The organism is Rothia sp. HC945 (assembly GCF_051370785.1).
GTDB lineage: Bacteria > Actinomycetota > Actinomycetes > Actinomycetales > Micrococcaceae > Rothia.
Window position 1 is genome coordinate 908804 of the sequence record NZ_JBFCSN010000001.1, and the last position, 21326, is coordinate 930129.

Sequence of the window (21326 nt, forward strand, 5' to 3'; positions counted from 1 at the left end):
GTGATTCTGTCACTTCCTACCCCCAGAGGTTAGTCCGCTACGGAACTCCACCACGTCCCCGTCCTGCATGACGTAGTCCTTGCCTTCCATCCGGACCTTGCCGGCGGACTTGGCTTCGGCCATCGAGCCCAGGGAATCCAGGTCGCTGTAGGAGACGATTTCGGCCTTGATGAAGCCGCGTTCGAAGTCGGTGTGGATCACGCCGGCCGCTTGTGGGGCGGTGTCGCCCTTGTTGATCGTCCAGGCGCGGGCCTCCTTGGGGCCGGCCGTCAGGTAGGTCTGCAGCCCCAGGGTGTGGAATCCGGTACGAGCCAGCTTGTCCAGGCCGGACTCGTCCTGTCCGGACATTTCCAGCATCTCGCGCGCTTCGTCCTCGTCCAGTTCGACGATGTCGGCCTCGAGCTTCGCGTCCAGGAACACGGCTTCGGCCGGGGCCACCAGATCGCGGAGTTCCTGCTGACGCTCCTCGGATTGAAGGACGCCGTCGTCGCAATTGAAGACATAGATGAACGGCTTGGCGGTGAGCAGGTTGAGCTCGCGCAGGTAGGAGGTGTCGAGCTTCGCCCCCGCGGCACCCCGGAAGATGGTTTCTCCTTCTTCCAGGATCTTCTGGGCCTGCTGGTACGCCTCGAGCTGGGCGGCGTCGCCCTTCTTGATCTTGACCTGCTTCTCGAGACGCGGGATCGCGTTCTCCAAGGTCTGCAGGTCGGCCAGGATCAGCTCGGTGTTGATCGTCTCCATGTCGGAGGCGGGGTCGATCTTTCCGTCCACGTGGACGACGTCGGGATCGTCGAAGGCCCGCACGACCTGCGCGATCGCGTGCGCCTCACGGATATTCGCGAGGAACTGGTTGCCCAGCCCCTCGCCTTCCGAGGCACCCTTCACGATTCCCGCGATGTCCACGAAGGACACGGTCGCCGGAAGGACCCGCTCGGAGGAGAAGATCTCGGCGAGACGCTCGAGCCGCGGGTCCGGCAGATTCACCACACCCACGTTCGGCTCGATGGTCGCGAACGGGTAGTTCGCCGCGACGACGGTGCTGCGGGTCAGTGCATTGAAGAGGGTCGACTTGCCCACGTTGGGCAGCCCCACGATTCCGATAGTTAAAGCCACGGTGCCCTATCCTACCCGCCACATCGGCAGAGGTCATGGCGGCCCTCGAGGCCCCCGCAACGAACGGTCCGGACGTGCCGCGCCCCAGAGGTTGTTCGCTCCACGAACGGATGCACGGAACGCCCGTCGCTACCGGGTCAGCTCCGGGTGGTCTCAGTCCTCGATCCGCATACTGACGTCCGTCTCGTGCTCCACGGTCCGGGACACGGTGCAGTCCTTGGTCCGGGCCAGCTCGACCAGGCGAGGAACCATGGAGGCGGCTTTGTCACCCACCTCGCCCTCGGGAAACTTGACGGAGAAGGACAGTTCGATATCGCGCATGCGGCTTCCACCGCTCTCGTCCTTGTCCTTGATCCCGCTGGCGACGACCCGGAACTCTTCCGGTTCGGACCTGCGCGACGTCACGACGTCGACGTCGATCGCCGAGCATCCGCCGATCGCGGCCAGCAACAGCTCGACCGGGCTCATCAGCCCCTCGCCCTGCCCGAATTCGACGGCGTCCCCGGTTGCGTTGGTCGCACGGTAACGGGTCTTACCGAGCCTCTGTACTTCGACCGAACGGTAGCCGGGATCCTGCTGGCGTGCTGACTGGTCATCCATGTTCTCGCTCATGTCCTCATCCTGCCCGCCCCCGGTACCCCTGACAAACGTCATGGACAAACGGTGACATCCCGTATGCGTCCGCGCACCCGAAACCGGCGAATCTTGAACCATGAACGACATGGTCATCGAGGCCCATGGCCTCATCAAGAGTTTCAAGGACGGATCCGAGCGGATGTTCAACGCCGTGGACGGCGTCGACGTCGAGGTCGGGTCCGGAGAGATCATTGGGCTCCTGGGTCCCAATGGGGCCGGGAAGTCGACGCTCATCGACATGCTTCTGGGGCTGACCAAACCCTCGTCAGGGACGGTCAGAACCTTCGGGGGCACCCCGCACTCGGCCATCGCCGACGGAAGGATCGGTGCGGTGTTGCAGACCGGCGGCCTGTTGCCCAACCTGACCGTCCGGGACACGATTCGAATGATCGCGGCCACGCATCGGAACCCGTTGACCCTGGACGCGGTCCTGGACCAGGCGGATTTGACGCATGTGGCGGACAGGAAGGTCGTCAAGTGCTCAGGGGGCGAGCAACAGCGCATCCGCTTCGCGTTGGCGATCCTCTCCTCCCCTGACCTGTTGATTCTGGACGAACCGACCAGCGGCATGGATGCCAATGCTCGCCACAAATTCTGGGAATCAATGAAGACCCAGGCCAGCAGCGGGCGCACCATCGTGTTCGCGACCCATTACATCGAAGAGGCACAGAACTTCGCCCAGCGGATCATCATGGTCGGCAATGGACGCGTCGTCGTCGACGGCCCGACCGCCGACGTGCGCGCTCATGCCTCCCCGAGCCAGGTTTCGGCTGTGCTCCCCGACGACGTCGAGGTCTCGTCCCTGCCAGGTGTCCGCTCCTTCGCGACTGATGGGGACCGCACCACGATGACCACCAATCAATCGGACGAGCTTGCCCGCCATCTGCTCACCCGAACGGATGCCACAGACCTCACCATTTCCGCAGGCTCTCTCGAAGACGCATTTCTCGCCCTCACCACGGATCGAGTCGAAGACTCCTTCGCCGGATCCGAGCACACCCACTGACCGGGAGGAAAACCATGAATATTGCAGCCTTCACGCTCATCGATCTCCGCAGGACCCTCGCCGACCGTTCCGGCGTCGTCTTCTCCGTGATCCTTCCCGTGGTCTTCTACCTGCTCTTCGGAGCGATGCAGGATTATGCCGAGGCTCCGTTGAACAACGGCAATACCGCCGCCTACGTGATGATCGGGATGGCGGTCTACGGTGGCGTCGTTGCGGCCTGCGCCACGACCGGCAGCGTCGTCGTCGAACAATCGACGGGGTGGGGCCGCCAGTTGGCTCTGACGCCGCTTCCCACACCGGCGATGCTCGCGTCGAAGGGAGTCATCATCCTGGTCCGTGCGCTGCTCCCCGTGCTTGCTGTGAACATTGCCGGGCTGTTCACCCAAGCCGATATGCCTGCCGGTGAGTGGATCACATGCGCTTTGCTCACCGTGATCGTCGCGCTCCCCTTCGGCTTCTACGGGATGATGTTCGGGTTGCTCTTCCGCTCGGAATCCGCGGTCTCGATCTCCAGTACAGCGTTGGTCATCCTGTCCTTCATCGGCAACGCGTTCTCACCCTTGCCGGAGTTCCTCATGGGGCTGTCACGCCTCACTCCGCTCTACGGGGCATCAAGCCTGGCACGTTATCCTCTGACTGATGGCATCCAGGCCATCAGCGACGGAAGCGGCACCGTCACCGACCCGTTGTGGTATGCCGTGGTCAACGTCATCGCGTGGACACTCGTCTTCGCCGGGGCGTGTGCCGTCCTGAGCCGTCGACAGAAGGAACGCAAGTGAAACCCGAGAGGCCCCGGTTCCAGGCGATCCGGGCGGTGCAGGCCGGAATCTGGCTGGTCTTTGTGGCCTTCGCGGTCATTCCGCTCTTCTACCTTCAGCACACGCCGCTCGGACTCGGTTCCGGTTTGGCGTTGATCGGCTTGTTCTGCGTGGTCTACACCGGAGGCTTCGGCTACTCCGAGCTTCTGACACGACGCCGTTACAGGCTGTACTGGTGCTGGATCGCACTCATGGCACTCATCGTTGTCGCGCTGTCTCTCCTCATCGGGCTCAGTGTGGTCAATCTGACCACTTTCTTCGCCGCGGCGTTCTTGTTCTTGCTTCCGCCCCGCGCCGGAATTGCCCTCACCTCCGTTCTGGTGGCCGGAACGAACGTCGCCGTCCTTCTGGCCGCCGATCCCAAGGCTTTTCCCTACGTGCTGAGCGGCACCCTCTTGGGCCCGATCATCGTTCTCGTGATCGCCGTCGCCGCACGGAGGGAAGACGTCGAGAACCGCCTCCGCCAGGATCTTGCCGTCTCGACCGAGCGCGAGGCCGTCGCCCGCGACGTCCACGATCTGCTCGGTCACTCGTTGACGGTGATCAATCTGAAGTCCGAGGTCGCGGCCAGGACGATGGAATCCGATCCCGAGAGCGCCCGACGAGAGATCCTGGAGATCGCCCGGTTGTCCCGGACGGCGCTCGCGGACGTTCGGTCCACCGTCACACGCCTGCGCCAGCCCGATTTCGCGGGCGAGATCGACGCCGCCGGCAAGGCTCTCGCGACCGCGGGCATCACGGCGGATCTCCCGCCGTCGCCATCGGCCCACGAGGTTTCGGGCGTCAACGCATCCCTGTTCTCGTGGGCGGTGAGAGAGGCGGTGACCAACGTGGTACGGCATTCGGGTGCTTCGCGTTGCTCCGTCATACTGACACCGGAAAAAATACAGATCACGGACGACGGCCTGGGCATCGGTTCGGACTTCGGCAATGGACTGAACGGCCTGCGCGAGCGGGTCGAACAGGCGGGCGGGGAACTCGTCGTCGAAACCGTAGTGCCCCGCGAGGATCTGCTCGACGGCGAGTATCCGGGAACCCGAGTCCTCATCACCATGAATGGCGATCGCTCCCCCTTGGAGGAACCATGAGCACCATCCGAGTTCTCATTGCGGACGACCAGGACCTCGTCCGCGGCGCCCTGGCGGTCCTGTTGGATTCCGAACCCGACATCGAGGTGGTCGCCCAGGTCGGTCGCGGCGACCAAGTGCTCGACGCCGTCCGAAGCTCTTCGGTCGACGTCGCCCTCCTGGACATCGAGATGCCGGGAGGAACCGGCATCGAGGCGGCCGAGCTCGTGCGGGATGCCGGCCTGGGCTGCGAGGTCATCATCGTGACCACGTTCGGGAGACCCGGCTATCTGAAGCGGGCCCTGTCCGCGGGAGTCCGGGGCTTCGTCGTCAAGGACACTCCCCCAGCCCAACTTGCCGAGGCAGTCCGGCGAGTGGACTCCGGTTTGCGGGTCATCGATCCGTCGCTGGCGCAGGAGTCTCTCTTCAGCCCCGAGAATCCCCTGACCGACCGGGAGATCGAGGTCTGCCGGTCGGCTCAGGACGGATCGAGTGTCAAGGCCATCGCCTCCTCCCTGAACCTGTCGAACGGGACGGTCCGCAACCACTTGTCATCCGTGATCCGGAAAACGAACGCCAACAACAGATTCGAGGCCGTGCGTCAGGCCCAGGACAGCGGTTGGCTGTGAAGGAGGAGCAGCGACAGGCAGTCACGAGAGACTCCGGCCCCCATCGCTTGTCCTAAGTTGTCAGTCCGTACTGGCACAGTGGAGTCATGACCGGATTGCCTCTTGTACTTTCAGCTCTGCTGGCCCTCGTGATCGGGGGCGTTGTCGGATTCGTGCTCGGTGCACGCTCGCGCACGTCGGGTGGCGATCTCGCCGAAGAGAACTCTCGTCTGCGCAGCGATCTGTCGGCCGCCCAGGAGGGCAGGGAACAGTTGGCCCAACGTGTGGAAAGCCTGGAGAACCGCGCCCGCACGGACCAGGATGTCCTGCGCGCTCTCGCGCCCGTCAAGAACCAGCTGGCCACGGTCGAACAACAGGTCCGGCAGATGGAACGCGAGCGCGCCGACCAGTTCGGCTCCGTGAGAGAGGCCTTGGAGGTCTCCCGCCGCGGTCAGGAGGAACTGCGCGAATCAACGCACCACATCTCCAGCGCCCTCCGATCCACGACCGCTCGCGGCTCGTGGGGAGAGGCTCAGCTGCGGCGCGTCGTCGAGGCGGCCGGTATGGAGCGCCACGTCTCCTATTCCGAGCAGGTGGTCTCCGAAGTCCGGGACGAATCCGGGGAGACGCGTCGCCTGCGTCCGGACATGGTGGTTGCATTGCCTGGCGGCAAGGAATTGGTTCTGGACTCCAAGGCTCCGTTGGACTCGTATTTGGAGTCCCAGGAAGCAGAGGAGGAATCGGAAAAGGCCGCCTGGGAGGCCAAACACGCCAAGGCGGTTCGCTCCCATGTGGATGCCCTGTCTTCGAAACGATACTGGGAAGCACGTGAGACGTCCCCCGAGATCGTATTGTGCTTCCTTCCCATGGAATCGGCCCTGTCCGCGGCGCTCCGTTCCGATTCGAGCCTGCTGGACTATGCCTCATCGCGCGGGGTCGCCCTGGTATCGCCGGTGTCTTTGCTGGCCTCGCTCAAAGCGGTGGCCCTCACGTGGAGGCAGGAAGCGGTCTCGCAGAACGCCCGGGAACTCTTGGCTCACTCACGTCAGCTGTACGAAAGGCTCTCGAGCGTCGGTGGTCACCTGAAAACCATGGGGCGGGCGCTGAACCGCACCGTCGAGTCCTATAACTCGATGTTGGGTTCCCTGGAGTCACGCGTCTTCGTCACGGCACGAAAGATCAACGAGTTGGATCCGACCGCCCCTTCGGACGAACGTCTCGAGGCCTCTCCCGTGGAAACGGCTCCCAAGCCTCTGAGCGCCCCGGAGTTCCATGAAGGCGGCCCTGGGCCGGAGGACCGGCCGACCTCCTAGAAGGTATGGGATTCGTTCGTGTGACGGGAAGCGTCCATGACGTGGATGATCACCAGGATCAGCGCGATCCCCAACCCCACGCCCAGGCTCGTCAGGGCCCATGCCTGGACATTGGACGTCAAGGCATCACCCATGTGCTGCGCGATGAGCCCGCCAGTGCCCTCCACGGTGTCGAGCTGGGCGTGGAAGCGGGACGCCAATACGGTCATGCTCACCCACGTGACCAAACCGGTGGCCGCCGCAACCAGAGCGACGAACAGTGACTTGCCGCGAGGAGCCACGAGCGCCGACACGAGAGCCGCCACCACAGCAACTGCCCCGAAGGTGGGAGCCACGGCGGCCAGGGACTGGGCGGTGTGCAAGAAGTGGGCCATGGCGCCCTCCTCGCCCGAGGAGGGCGCCTCCTCCAGCTCGATCCGGGCCGTATCGTCACCAAGTCCGAGGTCAATGTGGACCGCGTTCTCCACCTTGTCGTTGACCGCCTGGTAGATCGGGGTCGCGTCAACCACGAGAGTCGAGGACGGGTCATCACCGAAGTTGCTCGCGTGGGTTTCCTTGGCCGTTTGCTTCCATGTCGACCGGAAATCCTCGGAGTCGACCACGCCCTTGACGGTCGAGTGCATCAGACCGAAAGCACGGTCCTTGGCCCAGCTTTGGAGACCGGGCAGGCCCCCGATCGTCGACCCGTCGCCCACATACTGCTGCACGGAATCCGAATCCATGATCTGCTGGGTCGCGGCATCCGCCAGGTCGGAGCGGAATGACTCTTCCTGGATCACGTCATCGGCACTCGACACGAAATGGGACTCGTCGCCCACGGACTGCTGGAACCACGCCAACAACAGCGTGAGGGTCGCCAGGCCGACCGCGAGCACCGCGGCGATGACAGAGAACACCCAGCGAAGGGTCGTGGGAACGGAACGTGGCATGGGACTACCGTAATCGTTCGTCGAAAACGCCGCTGTATTCTCATCCACAGAATGCCGAAGGTCCTTATTCTGTCGGTCAGTCCTGGTAAACATTGACCATGAGCAATCCGCGATCCCCTGACGAATTCGATCCCGCGACCTCGTCCTCAGAAGCCGCCGGGGACGGCCAGAAGGCTCCATTGCCCCAACTCGCCCGGGACACCAGCCCGGACAACCCCTGGCCGTTGCATGTGCTCTCGACCAAGATGAATCAGTACATCGCACGGTGCGATCCCAGTTGGGTCGAAGGCCAAATCATCGAGCTCAAGAAGCGGGCTCGGGTCACATACGTGACCCTTCGGGACCTGCACGAGGAAGTCTCCGTCCCGGTGAGCCTGTTCCAGTCTGAGGTCGCCCGGTTCGATGGCGATCTGGAACACGGTATGCGCGTGGTCGTGCGTCTCAAGCCCGACTTCTGGAAGAAAACCGGGCGATTGTCCATGGTCGGCAGCGGAATTCGTCAGGTCGGCCTGGGAGACATGCTGGAGCGCATCGAACGTCTTCGTCGCAAACTCCAGGCCGAAGGCCTGTTCGACCCGGCCACCAAGAAGCCGTTACCGGTTCTCCCCCACCGCATCGGTCTCATCACGGGGCGGGACTCGGACGCGGAGAAAGACGTCATCCGGAACGCACGGTTGCGCTGGCCCGCCGCGGAGTTCGAAGTCAGGGAAGTCGCCGTGCAGGGTGTGACGGCCCTGGCCCAGGTCACCAAGGCTCTTCAAGAGCTGGACAAGGATCCCGCGGTGGATGTCATCGTCATCGCCCGCGGCGGTGGCGCGCTCGAAGACCTCCTCCCCTTCAGCGAGGAGGAGATGCTCCGCGCCGTTTTCCGAGCCGAGACTCCCGTAGTCTCCGCTATCGGTCACGAGGCTGACCAACCTCTTCTGGACCATGTCGCCGATTGGAGGGCCTCCACCCCCACCGACGCCGGAAAAACCGTGGTCCCGGATGTGGAGGAGGAACGCCTGCGCATCAACCAGGCACGCGCCACGACCGAGCGTGCCCTGCGCATCTTCATCGAGCGCGAGTCGAATGGGTTGCACCAGTACCGGTCCCGCCCGGTCCTGGCCAACCCGGAAACCATGCTCATGGCTCGCGAGGAGGAAACGGATACCGCCCGAGAACGGGCATTGCGAGCGGTGAGGGTCGCCATGGACCGTCACGTGGATTCCGTCGCGCATTTGCGCTCACGCGTCAGGTCGCTCTCCCCGCAGAATACCCTCGACAGGGGGTACGCCGTGGTGCAGAACTCGGACGGATCCGTGGTGCATGATGCCCAATCCCTCGCCCCGGATTCCACAGTTACTGTTCGCGTGGCCTCGGGCGGTTTCGACGCCTCGGTCACCACCATCAAACGCGACGACCCTCGCGACCAAGCCGATTAGATCCTCCAGATCGACCACACACCGTATTCGCACATCCGCAAACGCCGGAAGGACAATCCATGCCGAATGAAGACTTCACTCCCGTCGAGAACCTCAGCTACGAACAGGCACGGGAGGAGCTCATGGGAATCGTTTCCAAGCTCGAATCGGGCGCCTCAAGTCTCGAGGACTCACTGGCCCTGTGGGAGCGCGGGGAAGCACTGGCCCAACGCTGCGAGGAGTGGTTGGACGGAGCGAAAAAGAGACTGGACGCGGCGAAAGAACGCCGCGCCCAGTCCGGTGGAGAAACGAGCGAGTGATGGACTGGGCTCCGCATCGATCTTCGGAGCCCCAGCCCGTCAGGCCCGCTGTCCGTCAACTCTGGTGGTAGCCGCTCAGGAACTCTCCGATCCGGTCCAGGGCCGTATCGAGCGTTTTGACGTCCGGAAGGGTCACGAGGCGGAAGTGGTCGGGGTCCTTCCAGTTGAAGGCCGTTCCGTGGCTGACCAGGATTTTCTGTTCCTTCAATAGGTCCAGCGCGAACTGCTCGTCGTCGACGATCCCGAACTTCTCCGCGTCCAACTTGGGGAACAGATACAGCGCACCCTTGGCCTGTTCGCAGCTCACACCGTCGATCTGGTTGAGCTTCTGATAGGCAATGTCCCGCTGTTCGCGGAGTCTGCCACCAGGCAAGATCAGGTCGTTGATCGACTGGTATCCGCCCAAGGCCGTCTGGATGGCATGCTGCGCAGGCACGTTGGCGCACATGCGCATATTGGCCAGGAGCTTGATGCCCTCGACGTAGTCCTCCGCCTTCCACATCGGACCCGTGATCGCCAACCACCCGGCCCGGTAGCCCGCCACGCGGTATGCCTTGGACAATCCGGAGAAGGTCAGGCACAGCACGTCCTCACCGGTGAGGGTCGCGGTATTGACCATTTCTGCGTCGTCGTACGTGATCTTCTCGTAGATTTCGTCCGAGAACAGGATCAGGTCGTGCTCCCTCGCGAGATCCACGATCTGCTGGAGGGTTTCCTTGGAGTACACGGCGCCGGTCGGATTGTTGGGGTTGATGATCACGATGCCCTTGGTATTGGGCGTGATCTTCGCGGCGATGTCCTCGATATCCGGGTTCCAGCCGTCCTCTTCGGAACACTGGTAGTGCACCGGGGTTCCGCCGGACAGGGCAACGGACGCCGTCCACAAGGGATAATCCGGTGTCGGAACCAAGATCTCGTCACCCCGGTTGCACAGGGCCTGAAGGGACAACGTGATCATTTCCGAGACGCCGTTTCCGATGTAGACGTCGTCGGTATCGAGGTTCCTGATCCCCCGAGTCTGGTAGTACTGCACCACGGCGGTCCGCGCGGAATAGATACCCCGCGAATCGGAATACCCCTGCGCCTCAGGCAGGTGCCGGATCATGTCCATCATGACCGCGTCCGGCGCTTCGAAACCGAACGGCGCCGGGTTGCCGATGTTCAGGCGAAGGATTCGGTGACCCTGCGCCTCCATCCTCTGGGCTTCCTCAAGTACCGGTCCTCGAATGTCATACAGGACGTTGTTCAGTTTCGTCGATTGCCGGAATTGTGCCATGCGATTCAGCGTACCCTTCGTCCGAACGTGTACTGATGTGTGTCACGTTAGCCTTCGCGAAGGTTTCAGATTATCCGAACCGGGGCCGCCACACAGCGCTGTGCGCGCATGTTTCGACATGGTCCGACTCGTCAGAAGCCGTTCTCTTTGAGCCAGAAGTCGGCGGCATCCTGGGGAGAGATCGGCTTGTCCCCGGTCGTGAGCCGGTTGAGGAACACCAGATCCCCCGTTCCCAGCTTGGCGGAGAGGTCATTGACCGCCGACTTCGCCGAATCGGGCAACTCCCCGGATCGAACCACGGGAACCACCTCCTGTGCGATGAAATTCGCTTTCGGATCCTCCAGGACCACGTAATTGTTGTCCTTGACGGCCGCCGATGCCGTGTACAGGTCCGCGACGTCGATGGTGCCGTCGTCCAGGTCGTTGGAGAGCTTCTCCTGATCGTCCTCGTGCTTGAAATTATTGGGCGCGCACCCATAGAGCTCGTTGAGCCCCTTGTTGCCGTACGACTTGACCTCGAAACCGTTCGGCACACCGAATTTGAGGTCCTGGCAGTGATCCGCCAGATCATTGATCGTCGAGAGTTTGTACTTCGCCGCGGTGATCTGGTTGACCACCAGGGCATCCTTGTTCTCCGCGGAGGATGCGTTGAGGGTGGTCACGCCGTCGGGAAGCACTTTCGGCAAGGTGGACGAGATATCGCTGCTCGACATCCCGTGCACATTGAAGGCTGCGCTCGGGCTGGGTGTGGGGGTCGGCGTTTTGCTGGCCCGGGGATCGCTCGCGTCGCTCTGGTCGGAGGAGGGCGACGCCGTGGCCTTCGGGTTCTTGCGACCACCGTCGGTCAGGGACAACAACAGGTTCCCGGAGTAGTCCGGGGTGAGATCGACGGAATTCTCGTCCCCTTTGGCCATCTGGTTCACGACGTCGAGGCGATCGTCGGGAGAATCCACGACCTCCGTGCTGTACCCGGACTTCTGCAACACCCCGGCGTACAGGTTGGCGATAACCTCCGACTCGTGAGTCGTCCCCTTCCCGATGCGAATCGTCCGGAAATCGGACGCCGAAGGATCGGGGTTCGCTTCCCCTCCGCCGGAACACGCGCTCAGGACCGTCACGAGTGCGGCCATCATGGCAAGGAACGGCAGCATCCAACGCTTCACTTCAATCTCCTCGCGGAATTCTCGGGGCGGGGCTCGCAGCCCGCTTCAGTAGGCCAGACCGTAGTGCTCGGCCGCGACCTCGACCAAGGATACTTTCCGAATCTGGGGCAAGTCCTCCAAGGGGATCCAGGCGACGTCGTCGGTCGAGCCACCGACGTCGATCACCTCCGCTGAGCCACCGGTGATGTATGCCCGGTAGAGGATCCGAAGGCTGTGGAAGGGACGGTCGCGCCCGTCGTCGTAATACTTGCTGTCCACCCCGAGGATTCCGTCGAGTCGCACTCCGTAGCCACTCTCTTCGTAAACTTCTCGGATCACCGCGTCCTCCGCCGTCTCACCGATTTCCAAGCCACCGCCGGGGAGGGTCCACCCGGCTCTCTCGGGGCGCTTGTCTCCCGTCCAATGGGTCAGCAGGATCTTGCCCTGTTCGATGATGACCGCATAAGCGGCGGGTCGCGTGTCCATGTCGAGAGCCATGGCCACAATCCTAGTTGTCTCGCGAAAGGCACGCGTCCAGGATCTCTTGAGCCGATATTTGGCGCCGTCACACGGTGGTCTCCTAAAATTTGAGTCATGAAACTTTCCGCCGCGGACTCCGGCAACATCCTCACGGACGTCTCGAGTTTGGACTTCTGGCTCGACCACCCACTGCGCATCGTCCTGATCTTCCTGATCGCTCTCTTGGTCAATATTCTGGCGAGGACCGTGATCCACAAGGTCACGGACAGCATCGCGAAGGGAACGAAGGCGCGGGTCGTTTCCAAGAAGAACAGCAATGGCCCCCAAGAGTGGGTCGAGGACGCGGTCACAGCCCGTCAGCGTCAGGCCCAGAGGGCCAAGACGGTGGGTTCAGTGCTGCGTTCGGTCGCAACCATCGTCATCTGGACCATCGCGGTCCTCATGATCATCTCGGAACTCGGATTCAATATCGCACCGGTCATTGCCAGTGCCGGGATCGCCGGTGTTGCGCTCTCCTTCGGTGCACAATCGCTCGTCAAGGACTACTTGGCGGGCGTCTCGATCGTTGCCGAGGACCAACTCGGCATCGGTGACGTCGTCGACCTGGGTGAAGCCAGTGGCACCGTCGAATCGGTGGGATTGCGCGTGACTCAGGTGCGCGACGTCGAAGGCACGTTGTGGCACGTACGCAACGGCGAGATCCTTCGCGTCGGCAACAAGTCACAGGGTTGGGCGCGGACCATCGTGGACGTGCCCGTCCCCTACAGTTGCGACATCGACCACGTGACAAGCCTTTTGCTCAAGGCCGCCAAGAAGGTCAAGAACGAGACCGAAATCGGTCATTCCGTTCGTGGCAAGCCCGAGGTGTGGGGCGTCGAGGAGATGACCGGCGAATACCTCACCATGCGCATCGCCATGCGCACCGCACCATTGCAGCAGTGGGACGTGGCCCGCGTGCTCCGCGTCTACGTGAAGTCGGCCCTGGACGGCGAAGGCTTGCACATTCCGTTGCAGAACCAATCGGTGATCCACGGGACTCAAACCATGCCGATCGTCTCCGCCAGGTCCAACGGGCCTACCGCTTCTTCGCCCGCGACGACGTACGAGACGTCGTCCCAGAACGATTCTTCCTCGAACTAGTTCGGCCCGACGGCGCCCGGCCCGGTTTCCCGCGAACCGGTGCCGGGCGTTCTTTCTTTCTCCCCGATTGCCGGCTGGCGTTTTCCGCTGTGCTCGAGGCGCCCCGGGAGCTGGAGGCCTTTCGGCCTCGCGCGATGCCCACGAACTCTTGAAGGATCTCTTCGTCCTCCGGTGCTCGATTCCCCCTGTCGTCACGGAGCCACACGAGGTCAACCGGCCTCGGCGGCATGTCTTCGACCACGCGGTAGGTCAGATCCTTCCTGTGGTGATGCCTGGCCACGGACATCGGCACGATCATCAGCCCGATCCCCGCGGCCACCAATTCGATGCCGTCCGAGGTATCCCTCATACTCGGCAGTCTCCTCGGATTCTGCACGCGATAGCGGCTGCTGGCCTCCGCCCATTCGGGGATCGATGTGGGGTCCTGCATCATGAACTCCTCGGCCAGTTCTTCGACGGGGACCTCGTCCAGCAAGGTCAGCACATGGTCAACGGGAAGAACCACCACGGGCTTCTCTTCGAACAGGCGAACCGCGTGGAATTCCGTGGCATCGGGGCGGCCATGCTCGTCGTCCGGCCGAAGCAAGGCCATGTGTGCAGCAGATGATCGAAGGGCTTCCACCCCGACGCCTTCGTTGAGGGCCAGCCTGGTAAGGGGTGTGATGTTCCCGAATCGTTCGTCCCACCTGGAGAACCATTTGTCGGGCATGATCCCGGGCACGAAACCGACCGTGAGTCCATCGCGCGGCGGGCCGAGGACATCGGGGCGCTCCGGCGCATCGGCCGCCGGTACGGCGTCGTCAGGCTCGGTGGATCCTCCTGAGGGGGTGTCTGTCATGCTGACAACCTACCAGCGGCGCGGGAAGGATCGGGTCCCGTCCCGAGTTGTGCCAACGGCACCGGCGGAGTACGGTAGAGGGGTTGCTTGGGGCTATAGCTCAGTTGGTAGAGCGTTTCGTTCGCAATGAAAAGGTCAGGGGTTCGATTCCCCTTAGCTCCACTCCACAAGAGCCGAAACCCTGTTCCGTATGCCGCGGGGCAGGGTTTTTGCTTGCCCACGGCCCTTTACCGAACCCCTCAGGGATCCGGGACTTCTCGTGTCTCGAGCCCTGCCCGCCGTGGCCAGAACTTGAGCGTCAGAACGGCAAGGAGCACGACGCCGATCGCGATCGCCGCAAGCCAAGGCCTCTGGAGCCAGGCCCACACCACGGCCATGCCGACCGTGCCGTAGACAACACCCCAGATCAGGGTTCCCACGAGCATGGCCGGAATCCACCGTATGAGCGGCATACGAGTGAATCCCGTGACCCCGATGACGGCAGTCTGAAATCCGACCGTCAGAAAACAGGCCGGCACCGCAAGAATCCCCCACCGATTGACGAAAGCCTCGGCGTGTTTGTAGACGGACGTCTCGAACGCGGGTGCGAGCCGCTGCACATGGCGGCCGCCGGTGGCGACGACGCGGCCCAAGCCATAGACGAGGCTGGTCCTGAGGACTCCGATACCCCAGAAAAAGAGGATCGCTGTTCCCAGATCCAGGTTTTCGATCCACGCTCGCATGAGAACCAGCCTACCGAACATTGCCCGACCCCTAGCGTGCGATGAGCCACTCACTGAGCCAACCCTTCATTGTGAGCACCCAACGCACCGGGGCCCCCGGCCCCCAAACGGTCGAAATGCATGAGCTTGATCACGTTCAGGCGCCTTCCACGGCACGCAGATCCCCAAGATTGCGGGCGGCATACTACTTAGGGACAGCACGTCATCAAGAAAACACAGGCAAACCTAATTTCGGGGTAGCGCACCCGCAGACCATTAGGTAATGTTTTTATTACCAAATAGCCGGGAGGCAAACCTGGAACGGTCTGCTGAACAGCAGACTTACAGCGGTCGGCGCCTCCAGTGAGTGAAGACCTTCTTCCTGTGTGTGATGCAAAGAATGGGCCCCGGGTTGTCCCCCGGGGCCCATTCGATTTAATTCAGCCAGGACCAACTGACCGTGTTCATCAGCGTCAATCCGTCTTCTCGATGCGGTCCATGCCCTGGGACAGCGTCTCCCTCAGCCGCAACATGGTTTCTCCCTCCAGGAGCCCCACGCCGTACCTGTCGAGCTCACGACGCTGGAAGACCCGCCCAGCCCGCGAAAGCCACTCGTGGGCAGCGTGCAGATCCAGGCAACGCCCAAGCCTCGACTGCAACGACCTGGCTCTCTTGGCCGACTTCTTCGCCTTGTCCACGCGCTTCTTCGGCAGAGCCGATTCCTCGTCGAGGGCTTCGACCGCGTACCGCAGCGACTTGGCCGCCTTCCGGACATCGTGGACGTGCTCCAGGGCCTCGTCGATGGTCGGCTCATCCAGGTCCATCACACGGGACCGACGCCGGTGCAGACGCGATTCCAGGTTCTCCAGGATCGCTTTGCTGACCTTCTTCGGCGACCACTCCGAGGCGACCTCGTCCAGACGGGGTTGAAGAACGAATGCACGGAGGTCCTTCATCAGGTCAAGATGCTCGGGCGAGGACAGCCGGTTTCGTGCCGTGCGCAGGGCGTCGTCCTCGTCCTCGCTCAACAGGTCGAGGATCTCCTCTCGGGTTCCGTGGGTCAGGCCTTCCCACTGGTACAGCCCTTCGAGGATCTGCCGAGCCACTTCGAGGTCGCGCGCAGGGCCCAGGTTCTCGCCGGTTGTCCGCAGGCCTGCGGACAGCCGCCCCTCCGCATCGTGGTCGATCACGCCTCGCAGGCCCCTGAGGAGGCTCCGAATCCCCCTGAATCGAATACGCAGCTGATGCACCGCGTCAGGGACTCCGGCACGCACGCCCAGGTCCAGGGCCGGCACGTCGTCCAGGTATTCACCGATGAGGTGCGCGATCAGCAATTGTGCGGGGCCCAACTTCGGCCCCTCGTCGTCCTTGCGGCGTTTCGGGGCCGCTATTCCCGCGGCTTCGTCGAAAGCTCGGTCCTGCCCCAGCGCACGGGAAATCTTGGCGACCGACGTCGAGGGGCCGGCGCCGGCTGCCTCCAGGACGTTTTCGACGTCGCTGAAGATCTTCTCCTGTTTCTTCCGGCCGAGGTCGTCCACGAGGAGCTCGACCTCCCACTCCTGCCACGAGCGCTCTACCCCCGTGGCGTGGTCGTAGCCGCGCACCGTATCGTCGCACAGCTCAGCGACGGCGCGCCCGTCACCGTCACGCAGAAGGGTGCGGAGCCGACGCGTCGAGAGTCTGGCCACGGGTTCCAAGGGTTCACCCAAGGTCACCCCGGACAGCATGTTCTTCACCGCGGCGGGCATGGACTCGGCGTCCTTGAGCAGATCGAAGTGTACTTCCTGTCGGCCGTCGCCGAGGGCGAACTTGATATGCCAGCCTTCGTCGTGGCCGCCAAGGCGGCGCCTGACGACGACGCGGTGCCGAGCCAGGCTCCCCGCGGCGGTGTCAAAGTAGGTGGCGTCCAGGTTCTGGGTCTCTGCTTCGGTATCCGCGACGAGCCTGGTGAGTCCTGTCAGGTCCGGACTCCCGGCGTCGGCCGTGGCCGCCTCGTATTTCCGTTCGATTTCCTGCTGTGTCGTACTCATGCCGTGTCAGTGCTCTCCGATCTGGGCTGTCCTGAGACGAACCCCCGCGGTTCAGGAATTGTGGAGCCTCTCATGGATACCACAAAGCCCGCCGGTTTCCCGACGGGCTCTGCACGTTTCAGCGTGACGGTATCAGGCGCGACGACGAGACAGGACGTCGTCGAGATTCAGCACGCTGTCCCCCTTGCGCGCGGCCTCTTCCAACGTCGAAGACGATGACTTCGGCTCTTCCGGAACCTCAATCGGATCCGGTGTTTCGCGCCGAATCTCCGGGGCATCGACATACGTGGGCTTCGGCACCTCGACCGGCGACCACTCGCTGACGACCGGCGTGAAGGCCACCGGCTTGCCCGCTGCCACGCGTCGAGCCTGCTCACGCAGGTACTCGATGTCCATGCCTTCCATCCCGTTGTCGTCCACAAAGGGCACCTCGTCGACCGTCGCGATGGGCGACGCCGTGTCGGACTGTGCCTGCGTTTCAGTCTCGCGGGGTTCCACGGAACCGGCCTGCGCCGCCCCGTCGTCGAGGAAATTGCGTGGCCGCTTGACGACCAGCCCCTCGCCGCCGACGTGGAGGCTTTGGCCACCGTGGTCGACCGACCGGCCGTGTTCCGCAGACGTCGCCGTCGGCTCCGTACGAGTCCCCGATTCCTCGTGCCTCTGGCTCTCGTTGACGCTCGCCTGGTCTACCCCGCGGGACAGAGCTGCGACGTCGGCCGAGCCGGCGTCACTGGGCGCGGTCGTCGACGGCGCTTCCTGTGGGAGCGTTTCGCTGTGAGACCGCAACGATTCAGCATTTCGGCCTTCCGCCACGAAAGAAGTCGATCTGGTGGGGCGCCCCGAGCCCATGAGGCCTCTGTCGGCGAGGGCCAGATAGCGCAGACCGCCGAAGGCACCTAGCCCTACCAGAAGCAGGAAGACGGGCACGGGCCAGGCGATGGCTGTGAAGGGGGCGGCGACGGCCGTTACGATGCCGATCACAATGGCCAGGAGGCCGACCACAGCGGCGGCTGTGCGTCCAACACGAATGCGCGGTGCCGAAGCGGTCTGCCGTTCAGTGGCGGCGCTGGACTTCTTCGGGCGAGGTACGCGGACACCTTCGCTGCGCGTCTCTTCCTCGTAGACCACGGAGGACTCCGGCGGTGCGGCGTGGGGGGCCGCCGCCGAGGAATTCTTCGGGGACTGGGTACTGTTCATGTCATTCCTTTGACGCAGTAGCACGTTGTCCCGGGGGAAGGCGGGCACTGTGTTGTCCATGATATCCGGGGCCACGACCTGCGCCATGACGGCGGGGCGACGGCGGCGTTCGAAACTGCGCACCGACCACGCGACGAGAACGAAAGCGACGATCAACAGAAGACTGGACGTCGAAACCCATGACAACAACACGGTTGTAGTTTACAGGGGTCGAAGCGTGGTCCAACCCACTGTGTCTGGGCGTGTCACCTGATATTTCGCCGTATTCATTCGATACAAACCCTGAGTCCGGGGCTCATGAATTCCGGATCTCACGAAGAATGCGGGGCCTCATCCGAGACCCCGCATTCTTGATTCGATCTTTGGTTCAGTCAGAGGCCTATTCGTCCGGAAGTGACGCGACGAATTCCTTCAGCCAGGGACGCAGGCCGGGGCCCAGGTCCTCGCGCTCCGCGGCGAGAATGACGTTGGCTTTGAGGTAGGAGAGCTTGTCGCCGGTGTCGAAACGGCGTCCTTTGAACACCACACCGTACACGCCTTCGCCTTCTCCCTCGCCCTGTCCCAGGGTCTCGAGAGCGTCCGTCAGTTGGATCTCGTCACCGCGCCCGGGGGGCGTCTCCTCGAGAACATCGAAGACTCGGGGGTGCAGCACGTATCGACCAATGATCGCCAGGTTGGACGGTGCTTCCTCCGGCTTGGGCTTTTCCACCATGCCGGTGACCTTGACGTACTCCTCGCCCTCGACCGTCTGGACCGCGGCACATCCGTAGGCGCTGATCTGGTCCTGGGGAACCTCCATGAGAGCGACGACGCTACCGCCGGTCTTCTGCTGGGCTTCGATCATCCGCTCGAGAAGATCCTCGTTCTCGTCAATGAGGTCATCGCCCAGGAGCACGGCGAACGGCGAATCGCCGACGTGGGTTTTCGCACGAAGAACCGCGTGACCCAGGCCCTTGGGATCGCCCTGGCGCAGATAGTGCAACTCCCCCAGCGCGGTGGCGTGCTGGACCGACGCGAGAAGATCATTCTTGCCCGAGGCCTCGAGTGACGCCTCGAGGTCAGGGATCCGGTCGAAATGATCCTCCAATGCGCGCTTGGAACGGCCCGTGATCATGAGAATGTCATCGAGGCCGGCGGAAACGGCTTCCTGGACCACGTACTGGATGGCCGGGCGGTCGACGACCGGAAGCATCTCTTTGGGACTGGCCTTGGTGGCCGGCAGGAACCGAGTGCCCAGTCCTGCGGCCGGGATCACAGCCTTGGTGACTGGTTTCTGTGAATCATTTGCGGTCATACCTCTCAGAATAGCTGAGGACCTGCGAAAAACCTTGGGTTTGTCACAGCAGGTTTATAGTCCCGGATAAGCCGTTGCTGTGAAGAACGGGTCATTGGTTCTCGCGTGTGGACCCAATTCGCCGGGCACGTCGTCGTGCGGAAAGCCATTACCCTGATTATCTGGGCTCCGGCCCAACCCATGCGAGGAGGACCACTCATGAACGATTCGTGTGCACCCCGCTCCAAGAGCGATCTCAGAGTCCGTTTGTTGGATGCCCGTGCCCACAGGCAGGCTTCCGCTCCCGGCGCGGAGAGCGTTTCGGAAGCTTTTCGTCGGTTGCTGGGGGAACACATCATTCGTCACACGCCTTCGGAGGCGACGGTGTGCGCGTACCTGCCGACTTCCGGGGAACCACCGATCGAGTCTGCCCTCGAGGAAGTCCACGCTTCCGGGCGGAGGGTCCTCGTGCCGGTGACGAGGCCCGGACGCCTCCTGGACTGGACCGCTTGGACCCCTACCGTCGACGTCGTCGAAAGCCGGTTCGGTATCAGGGAGCCGGTCGGACCAAGGTACGGCCCCGATGCTTTTGTGCGGGCCGATCTACGGCTGATACCGGCTCTCGCGGTGGACCGCTCCGGTTTTCGCCTGGGCTACGGTGGCGGGTTCTACGACGCCGCCCTTTCGGCCGTTCCGAGCGTCCCACGGCCCACGGCGAATGTGGGCGTATGTTTCGCCGCCGAAGTGCTGGAAGCGGGTTCGGTCCCGACGGAGCCGCATGACGCGCGGCTGGACTTGGTGTGCACGGAACGCGGATTCACTCGGATCGGGAACTGGCCGTAATATAGTTCCGCCGCATCCCACGAACTCAGAGGAGACTGCTCATGCCCGTATATGCGTATGTGTGCAAGAACTGTCAGCACGCATTCGATATTCGCCAGGCCTTTACGGACGACGCACTCAAGGAATGCCCCGAATGCCGGACCGAGTCCCTGCGCAAGAAATTCAACACCGTGGGCGTAAGCTTCAAGGGCAGCGGGTTTTACAGCACCGATTCCAAGCCCTCCGGATCCGGAACTTCGGACGGCTCGACATCGACGACTTCGTCGTCCGAGGCCTCGGCGTCCGGCTCGTCGGCATCCAGCTCGTCGGCCGGCGGCGACTCCTGACCGCTTCACAGAGCTAGACTTCCAGGGTTCTCGTCCGTCCACAGCGACGGCTCTCCGGCCCGCATGGCCGGTGAAATGCACAGTGCCCTGTCATCCCGGACCGCGCGCACGCCGATAGTCATTCTGCCGTGACAGTTTCGGTCCATGCTCCTGTTCCGGCTCCGTCCACCGTTCCGCCGCCGCGTACGTCCGACCGTTCCGCTGGGCGTCAGAATTCGTTCGCATCTCAGCCGTCGGGCACGCCTGCTCGGCACTGTCCTGTTGATCGCGGCGACCTTTGGCAGCTGGTTCCTGCCGTCCCATCCATCGAGTCCCGAGGCCCAGATCCTGATCGCGAAACGTCGGCTCGACCCAGGTCATCACCTCTCCTCCGACGATATCGAGGTGGTCGCGGTCCGAGGCGAGGGAGCCGATTCCTTGCGTGAGAGCACTCCCCCACTCGAATCGGTCGTCGGGGCCAGACTCGCGATCGCGGTTGACCGAGGCCACCAGGTCACGGGGTCGATGACGGCCGCCTCGGATCTAACGCGCGATCTTCCCCAGGGAACGGTGGCGGTTGCCTTGCCTGTCAGGGATGCAGCCTCGTTGCGGCACCTCGGGAGGCTGGCCCCCGTTGATTTGTTCGCCCATGGTGACGACCACGAACGGCTACGGGCTCAAGGCTTTCTGATCATGCCGCCGGAGAGCACCACGGACTCGGGCCCAGGCTTCTCGAACCAGGCGCCGGATTCCATCCCTGGAGGCAATCTCGCGTTCTTCGCCGTCCAGCCCGATGTTGCCGAGGAGCTCGCCGGTGTGCACGAGGAAATCGTCGTCGCGGCCACAACGCCGGTGAATCCGGAGGCTGCGAGCCGGTGAATCCTTCGC

The 21326-nt window shown here is 63.2% G+C and carries 22 protein-coding genes and 1 tRNA gene; 12 read left to right on the plus strand and 11 right to left on the minus strand.

Features of this window, described 5'->3' with window-relative positions:
* Positions 1-9: 9 nt before the first annotated feature.
* Together ychF and AB0Y14_RS03920 are read right to left on the minus strand one after the other, a co-directional pair.
* A complete protein-coding gene (gene ychF / locus AB0Y14_RS03915) occupies positions 10-1113 on the minus strand; it encodes a redox-regulated ATPase YchF (RefSeq protein ID WP_436587929.1) in 1104 nt (367 codons plus the stop codon).
* Positions 1114-1266: 153 nt separating this feature from the next.
* On the minus strand, positions 1267-1725 hold the full coding sequence (locus AB0Y14_RS03920; protein WP_129313976.1) for an OsmC family protein: 459 nt from the start codon (positions 1723-1725) through the stop codon (positions 1267-1269).
* Positions 1726-1825: 100 nt separating this feature from the next.
* Between AB0Y14_RS03920 and AB0Y14_RS03925 the strand changes: the two genes are divergently transcribed.
* From AB0Y14_RS03925 to rmuC, 5 genes are all read left to right on the plus strand, one after another.
* Positions 1826-2755, plus strand: coding sequence for an ABC transporter ATP-binding protein (locus AB0Y14_RS03925; RefSeq protein ID WP_436587930.1), 930 nt, complete (start codon positions 1826-1828; stop codon positions 2753-2755).
* 14 nt (positions 2756-2769) lie between these two features.
* A complete protein-coding gene (locus tag AB0Y14_RS03930) occupies positions 2770-3534 on the plus strand; it encodes an ABC transporter permease (protein ID WP_436587931.1) in 765 nt (254 codons plus the stop codon).
* The gene (locus AB0Y14_RS03935; RefSeq protein WP_436587932.1) at positions 3531-4661 is read left to right on the plus strand and encodes a sensor histidine kinase; all 1131 of its coding nucleotides are present in this window, start codon (positions 3531-3533) and stop codon (positions 4659-4661) included. The genes AB0Y14_RS03930 and AB0Y14_RS03935 overlap by 4 nt, the downstream gene beginning before the upstream one ends.
* Entirely contained in the window at positions 4658-5269 is a 612-nt protein-coding gene (locus AB0Y14_RS03940) for a response regulator transcription factor (RefSeq protein WP_436587933.1), read from the plus strand. Before AB0Y14_RS03935 ends, AB0Y14_RS03940 begins: the two co-directional genes overlap by 4 nt.
* An 86-nt stretch (positions 5270-5355) precedes the next feature.
* Complete coding sequence (gene rmuC, locus AB0Y14_RS03945; RefSeq protein WP_436587934.1) at positions 5356-6561, plus strand: DNA recombination protein RmuC; 1206 nt, start codon at positions 5356-5358, stop codon at positions 6559-6561.
* Here the strand turns inward: rmuC and AB0Y14_RS03950 are convergent.
* Positions 6558-7490 carry a hypothetical protein gene (locus tag AB0Y14_RS03950; protein WP_436587935.1) on the minus strand — a complete coding sequence of 311 codons (933 nt, stop codon included), beginning with the start codon at positions 7488-7490 and terminating at the stop codon, positions 6558-6560. The genes rmuC and AB0Y14_RS03950 overlap by 4 nt on opposite strands.
* A 98-nt stretch (positions 7491-7588) precedes the next feature.
* Between AB0Y14_RS03950 and xseA the strand changes: the two genes are divergently transcribed.
* Both xseA and AB0Y14_RS03960 read left to right on the plus strand, forming a co-directional pair.
* Positions 7589-8914: an exodeoxyribonuclease VII large subunit gene (gene xseA / locus AB0Y14_RS03955; RefSeq protein ID WP_436587936.1), complete on the plus strand. Its 1326-nt coding sequence runs from the start codon at positions 7589-7591 to the stop codon at positions 8912-8914.
* A 59-nt stretch (positions 8915-8973) separates the two neighbouring features.
* Positions 8974-9213 carry an exodeoxyribonuclease VII small subunit gene (locus tag AB0Y14_RS03960; protein ID WP_436587937.1) on the plus strand — a complete coding sequence of 80 codons (240 nt, stop codon included), beginning with the start codon at positions 8974-8976 and terminating at the stop codon, positions 9211-9213.
* Between the two features lie 55 nt (positions 9214-9268).
* Here AB0Y14_RS03960 and AB0Y14_RS03965 read toward each other — a convergent pair whose 3' ends face one another.
* From AB0Y14_RS03965 to AB0Y14_RS03975, 3 genes are all read right to left on the minus strand, one after another.
* Complete coding sequence (locus AB0Y14_RS03965; protein ID WP_436587938.1) at positions 9269-10489, minus strand: pyridoxal phosphate-dependent aminotransferase; 1221 nt, start codon at positions 10487-10489, stop codon at positions 9269-9271.
* Between the two features lie 131 nt (positions 10490-10620).
* Positions 10621-11652, minus strand: coding sequence for a glycine betaine ABC transporter substrate-binding protein (locus AB0Y14_RS03970; protein ID WP_436587939.1), 1032 nt, complete (start codon positions 11650-11652; stop codon positions 10621-10623).
* Between the two features lie 45 nt (positions 11653-11697).
* Positions 11698-12129, minus strand: coding sequence for an NUDIX hydrolase (locus tag AB0Y14_RS03975; RefSeq protein WP_436587940.1), 432 nt, complete (start codon positions 12127-12129; stop codon positions 11698-11700).
* Between the two features lie 96 nt (positions 12130-12225).
* On the opposite strand from AB0Y14_RS03975, the gene AB0Y14_RS03980 reads away from it, so the two are divergent.
* On the plus strand, positions 12226-13251 hold the full coding sequence (locus AB0Y14_RS03980) for a mechanosensitive ion channel family protein (protein WP_436587941.1): 1026 nt from the start codon (positions 12226-12228) through the stop codon (positions 13249-13251).
* Here the strand turns inward: AB0Y14_RS03980 and AB0Y14_RS03985 are convergent.
* Positions 13187-14089 (minus strand): LysR substrate-binding domain-containing protein, encoded by a 903-nt coding sequence (locus AB0Y14_RS03985; protein WP_436587942.1) that lies wholly within the window; start codon positions 14087-14089, stop codon positions 13187-13189. The two genes, AB0Y14_RS03980 and AB0Y14_RS03985, sit on opposite strands and share 65 nt — an antisense overlap.
* Before the next feature lie 89 nt (positions 14090-14178).
* On the opposite strand from AB0Y14_RS03985, the gene AB0Y14_RS03990 reads away from it, so the two are divergent.
* Positions 14179-14251: transfer RNA gene (locus AB0Y14_RS03990), tRNA-Ala, on the plus strand.
* A gap of 77 nt (positions 14252-14328) precedes the next feature.
* On the opposite strand, the gene AB0Y14_RS03995 is transcribed toward AB0Y14_RS03990, so the two are convergent.
* From AB0Y14_RS03995 to galU, 4 genes are all read right to left on the minus strand, one after another.
* Positions 14329-14811, minus strand: a complete 483-nt coding sequence (locus AB0Y14_RS03995) for a DedA family protein (protein WP_436587943.1) — start codon at positions 14809-14811, stop codon at positions 14329-14331.
* Positions 14812-15263: 452 nt separating this feature from the next.
* On the minus strand, positions 15264-16820 hold the full coding sequence (locus tag AB0Y14_RS04000) for a CHAD domain-containing protein (protein WP_436587944.1): 1557 nt from the start codon (positions 16818-16820) through the stop codon (positions 15264-15266).
* Between the two features lie 132 nt (positions 16821-16952).
* Positions 16953-18209 carry a hypothetical protein gene (locus tag AB0Y14_RS04005; protein WP_436587945.1) on the minus strand — a complete coding sequence of 419 codons (1257 nt, stop codon included), beginning with the start codon at positions 18207-18209 and terminating at the stop codon, positions 16953-16955.
* Between the two features lie 187 nt (positions 18210-18396).
* Positions 18397-19311, minus strand: coding sequence for a UTP--glucose-1-phosphate uridylyltransferase GalU (gene galU / locus AB0Y14_RS04010; RefSeq protein ID WP_436587946.1), 915 nt, complete (start codon positions 19309-19311; stop codon positions 18397-18399).
* Positions 19312-19509: 198 nt separating this feature from the next.
* Here galU and AB0Y14_RS04015 point away from each other — a divergent pair, with 198 nt between their 5' ends.
* The 3 genes from AB0Y14_RS04015 (at position 19510) to AB0Y14_RS04025 (ending at position 21317) form a co-directional block, all read left to right on the plus strand.
* Positions 19510-20133, plus strand: coding sequence for a 5-formyltetrahydrofolate cyclo-ligase (locus AB0Y14_RS04015; RefSeq protein ID WP_436587947.1), 624 nt, complete (start codon positions 19510-19512; stop codon positions 20131-20133).
* 41 nt (positions 20134-20174) lie between these two features.
* Positions 20175-20459, plus strand: coding sequence for an FmdB family zinc ribbon protein (locus AB0Y14_RS04020; protein ID WP_436587948.1), 285 nt, complete (start codon positions 20175-20177; stop codon positions 20457-20459).
* Between the two features lie 144 nt (positions 20460-20603).
* On the plus strand, positions 20604-21317 hold the full coding sequence (locus tag AB0Y14_RS04025; protein ID WP_436587949.1) for an SAF domain-containing protein: 714 nt from the start codon (positions 20604-20606) through the stop codon (positions 21315-21317).
* The last annotated feature ends 9 nt before the right edge of the window (positions 21318-21326 follow it).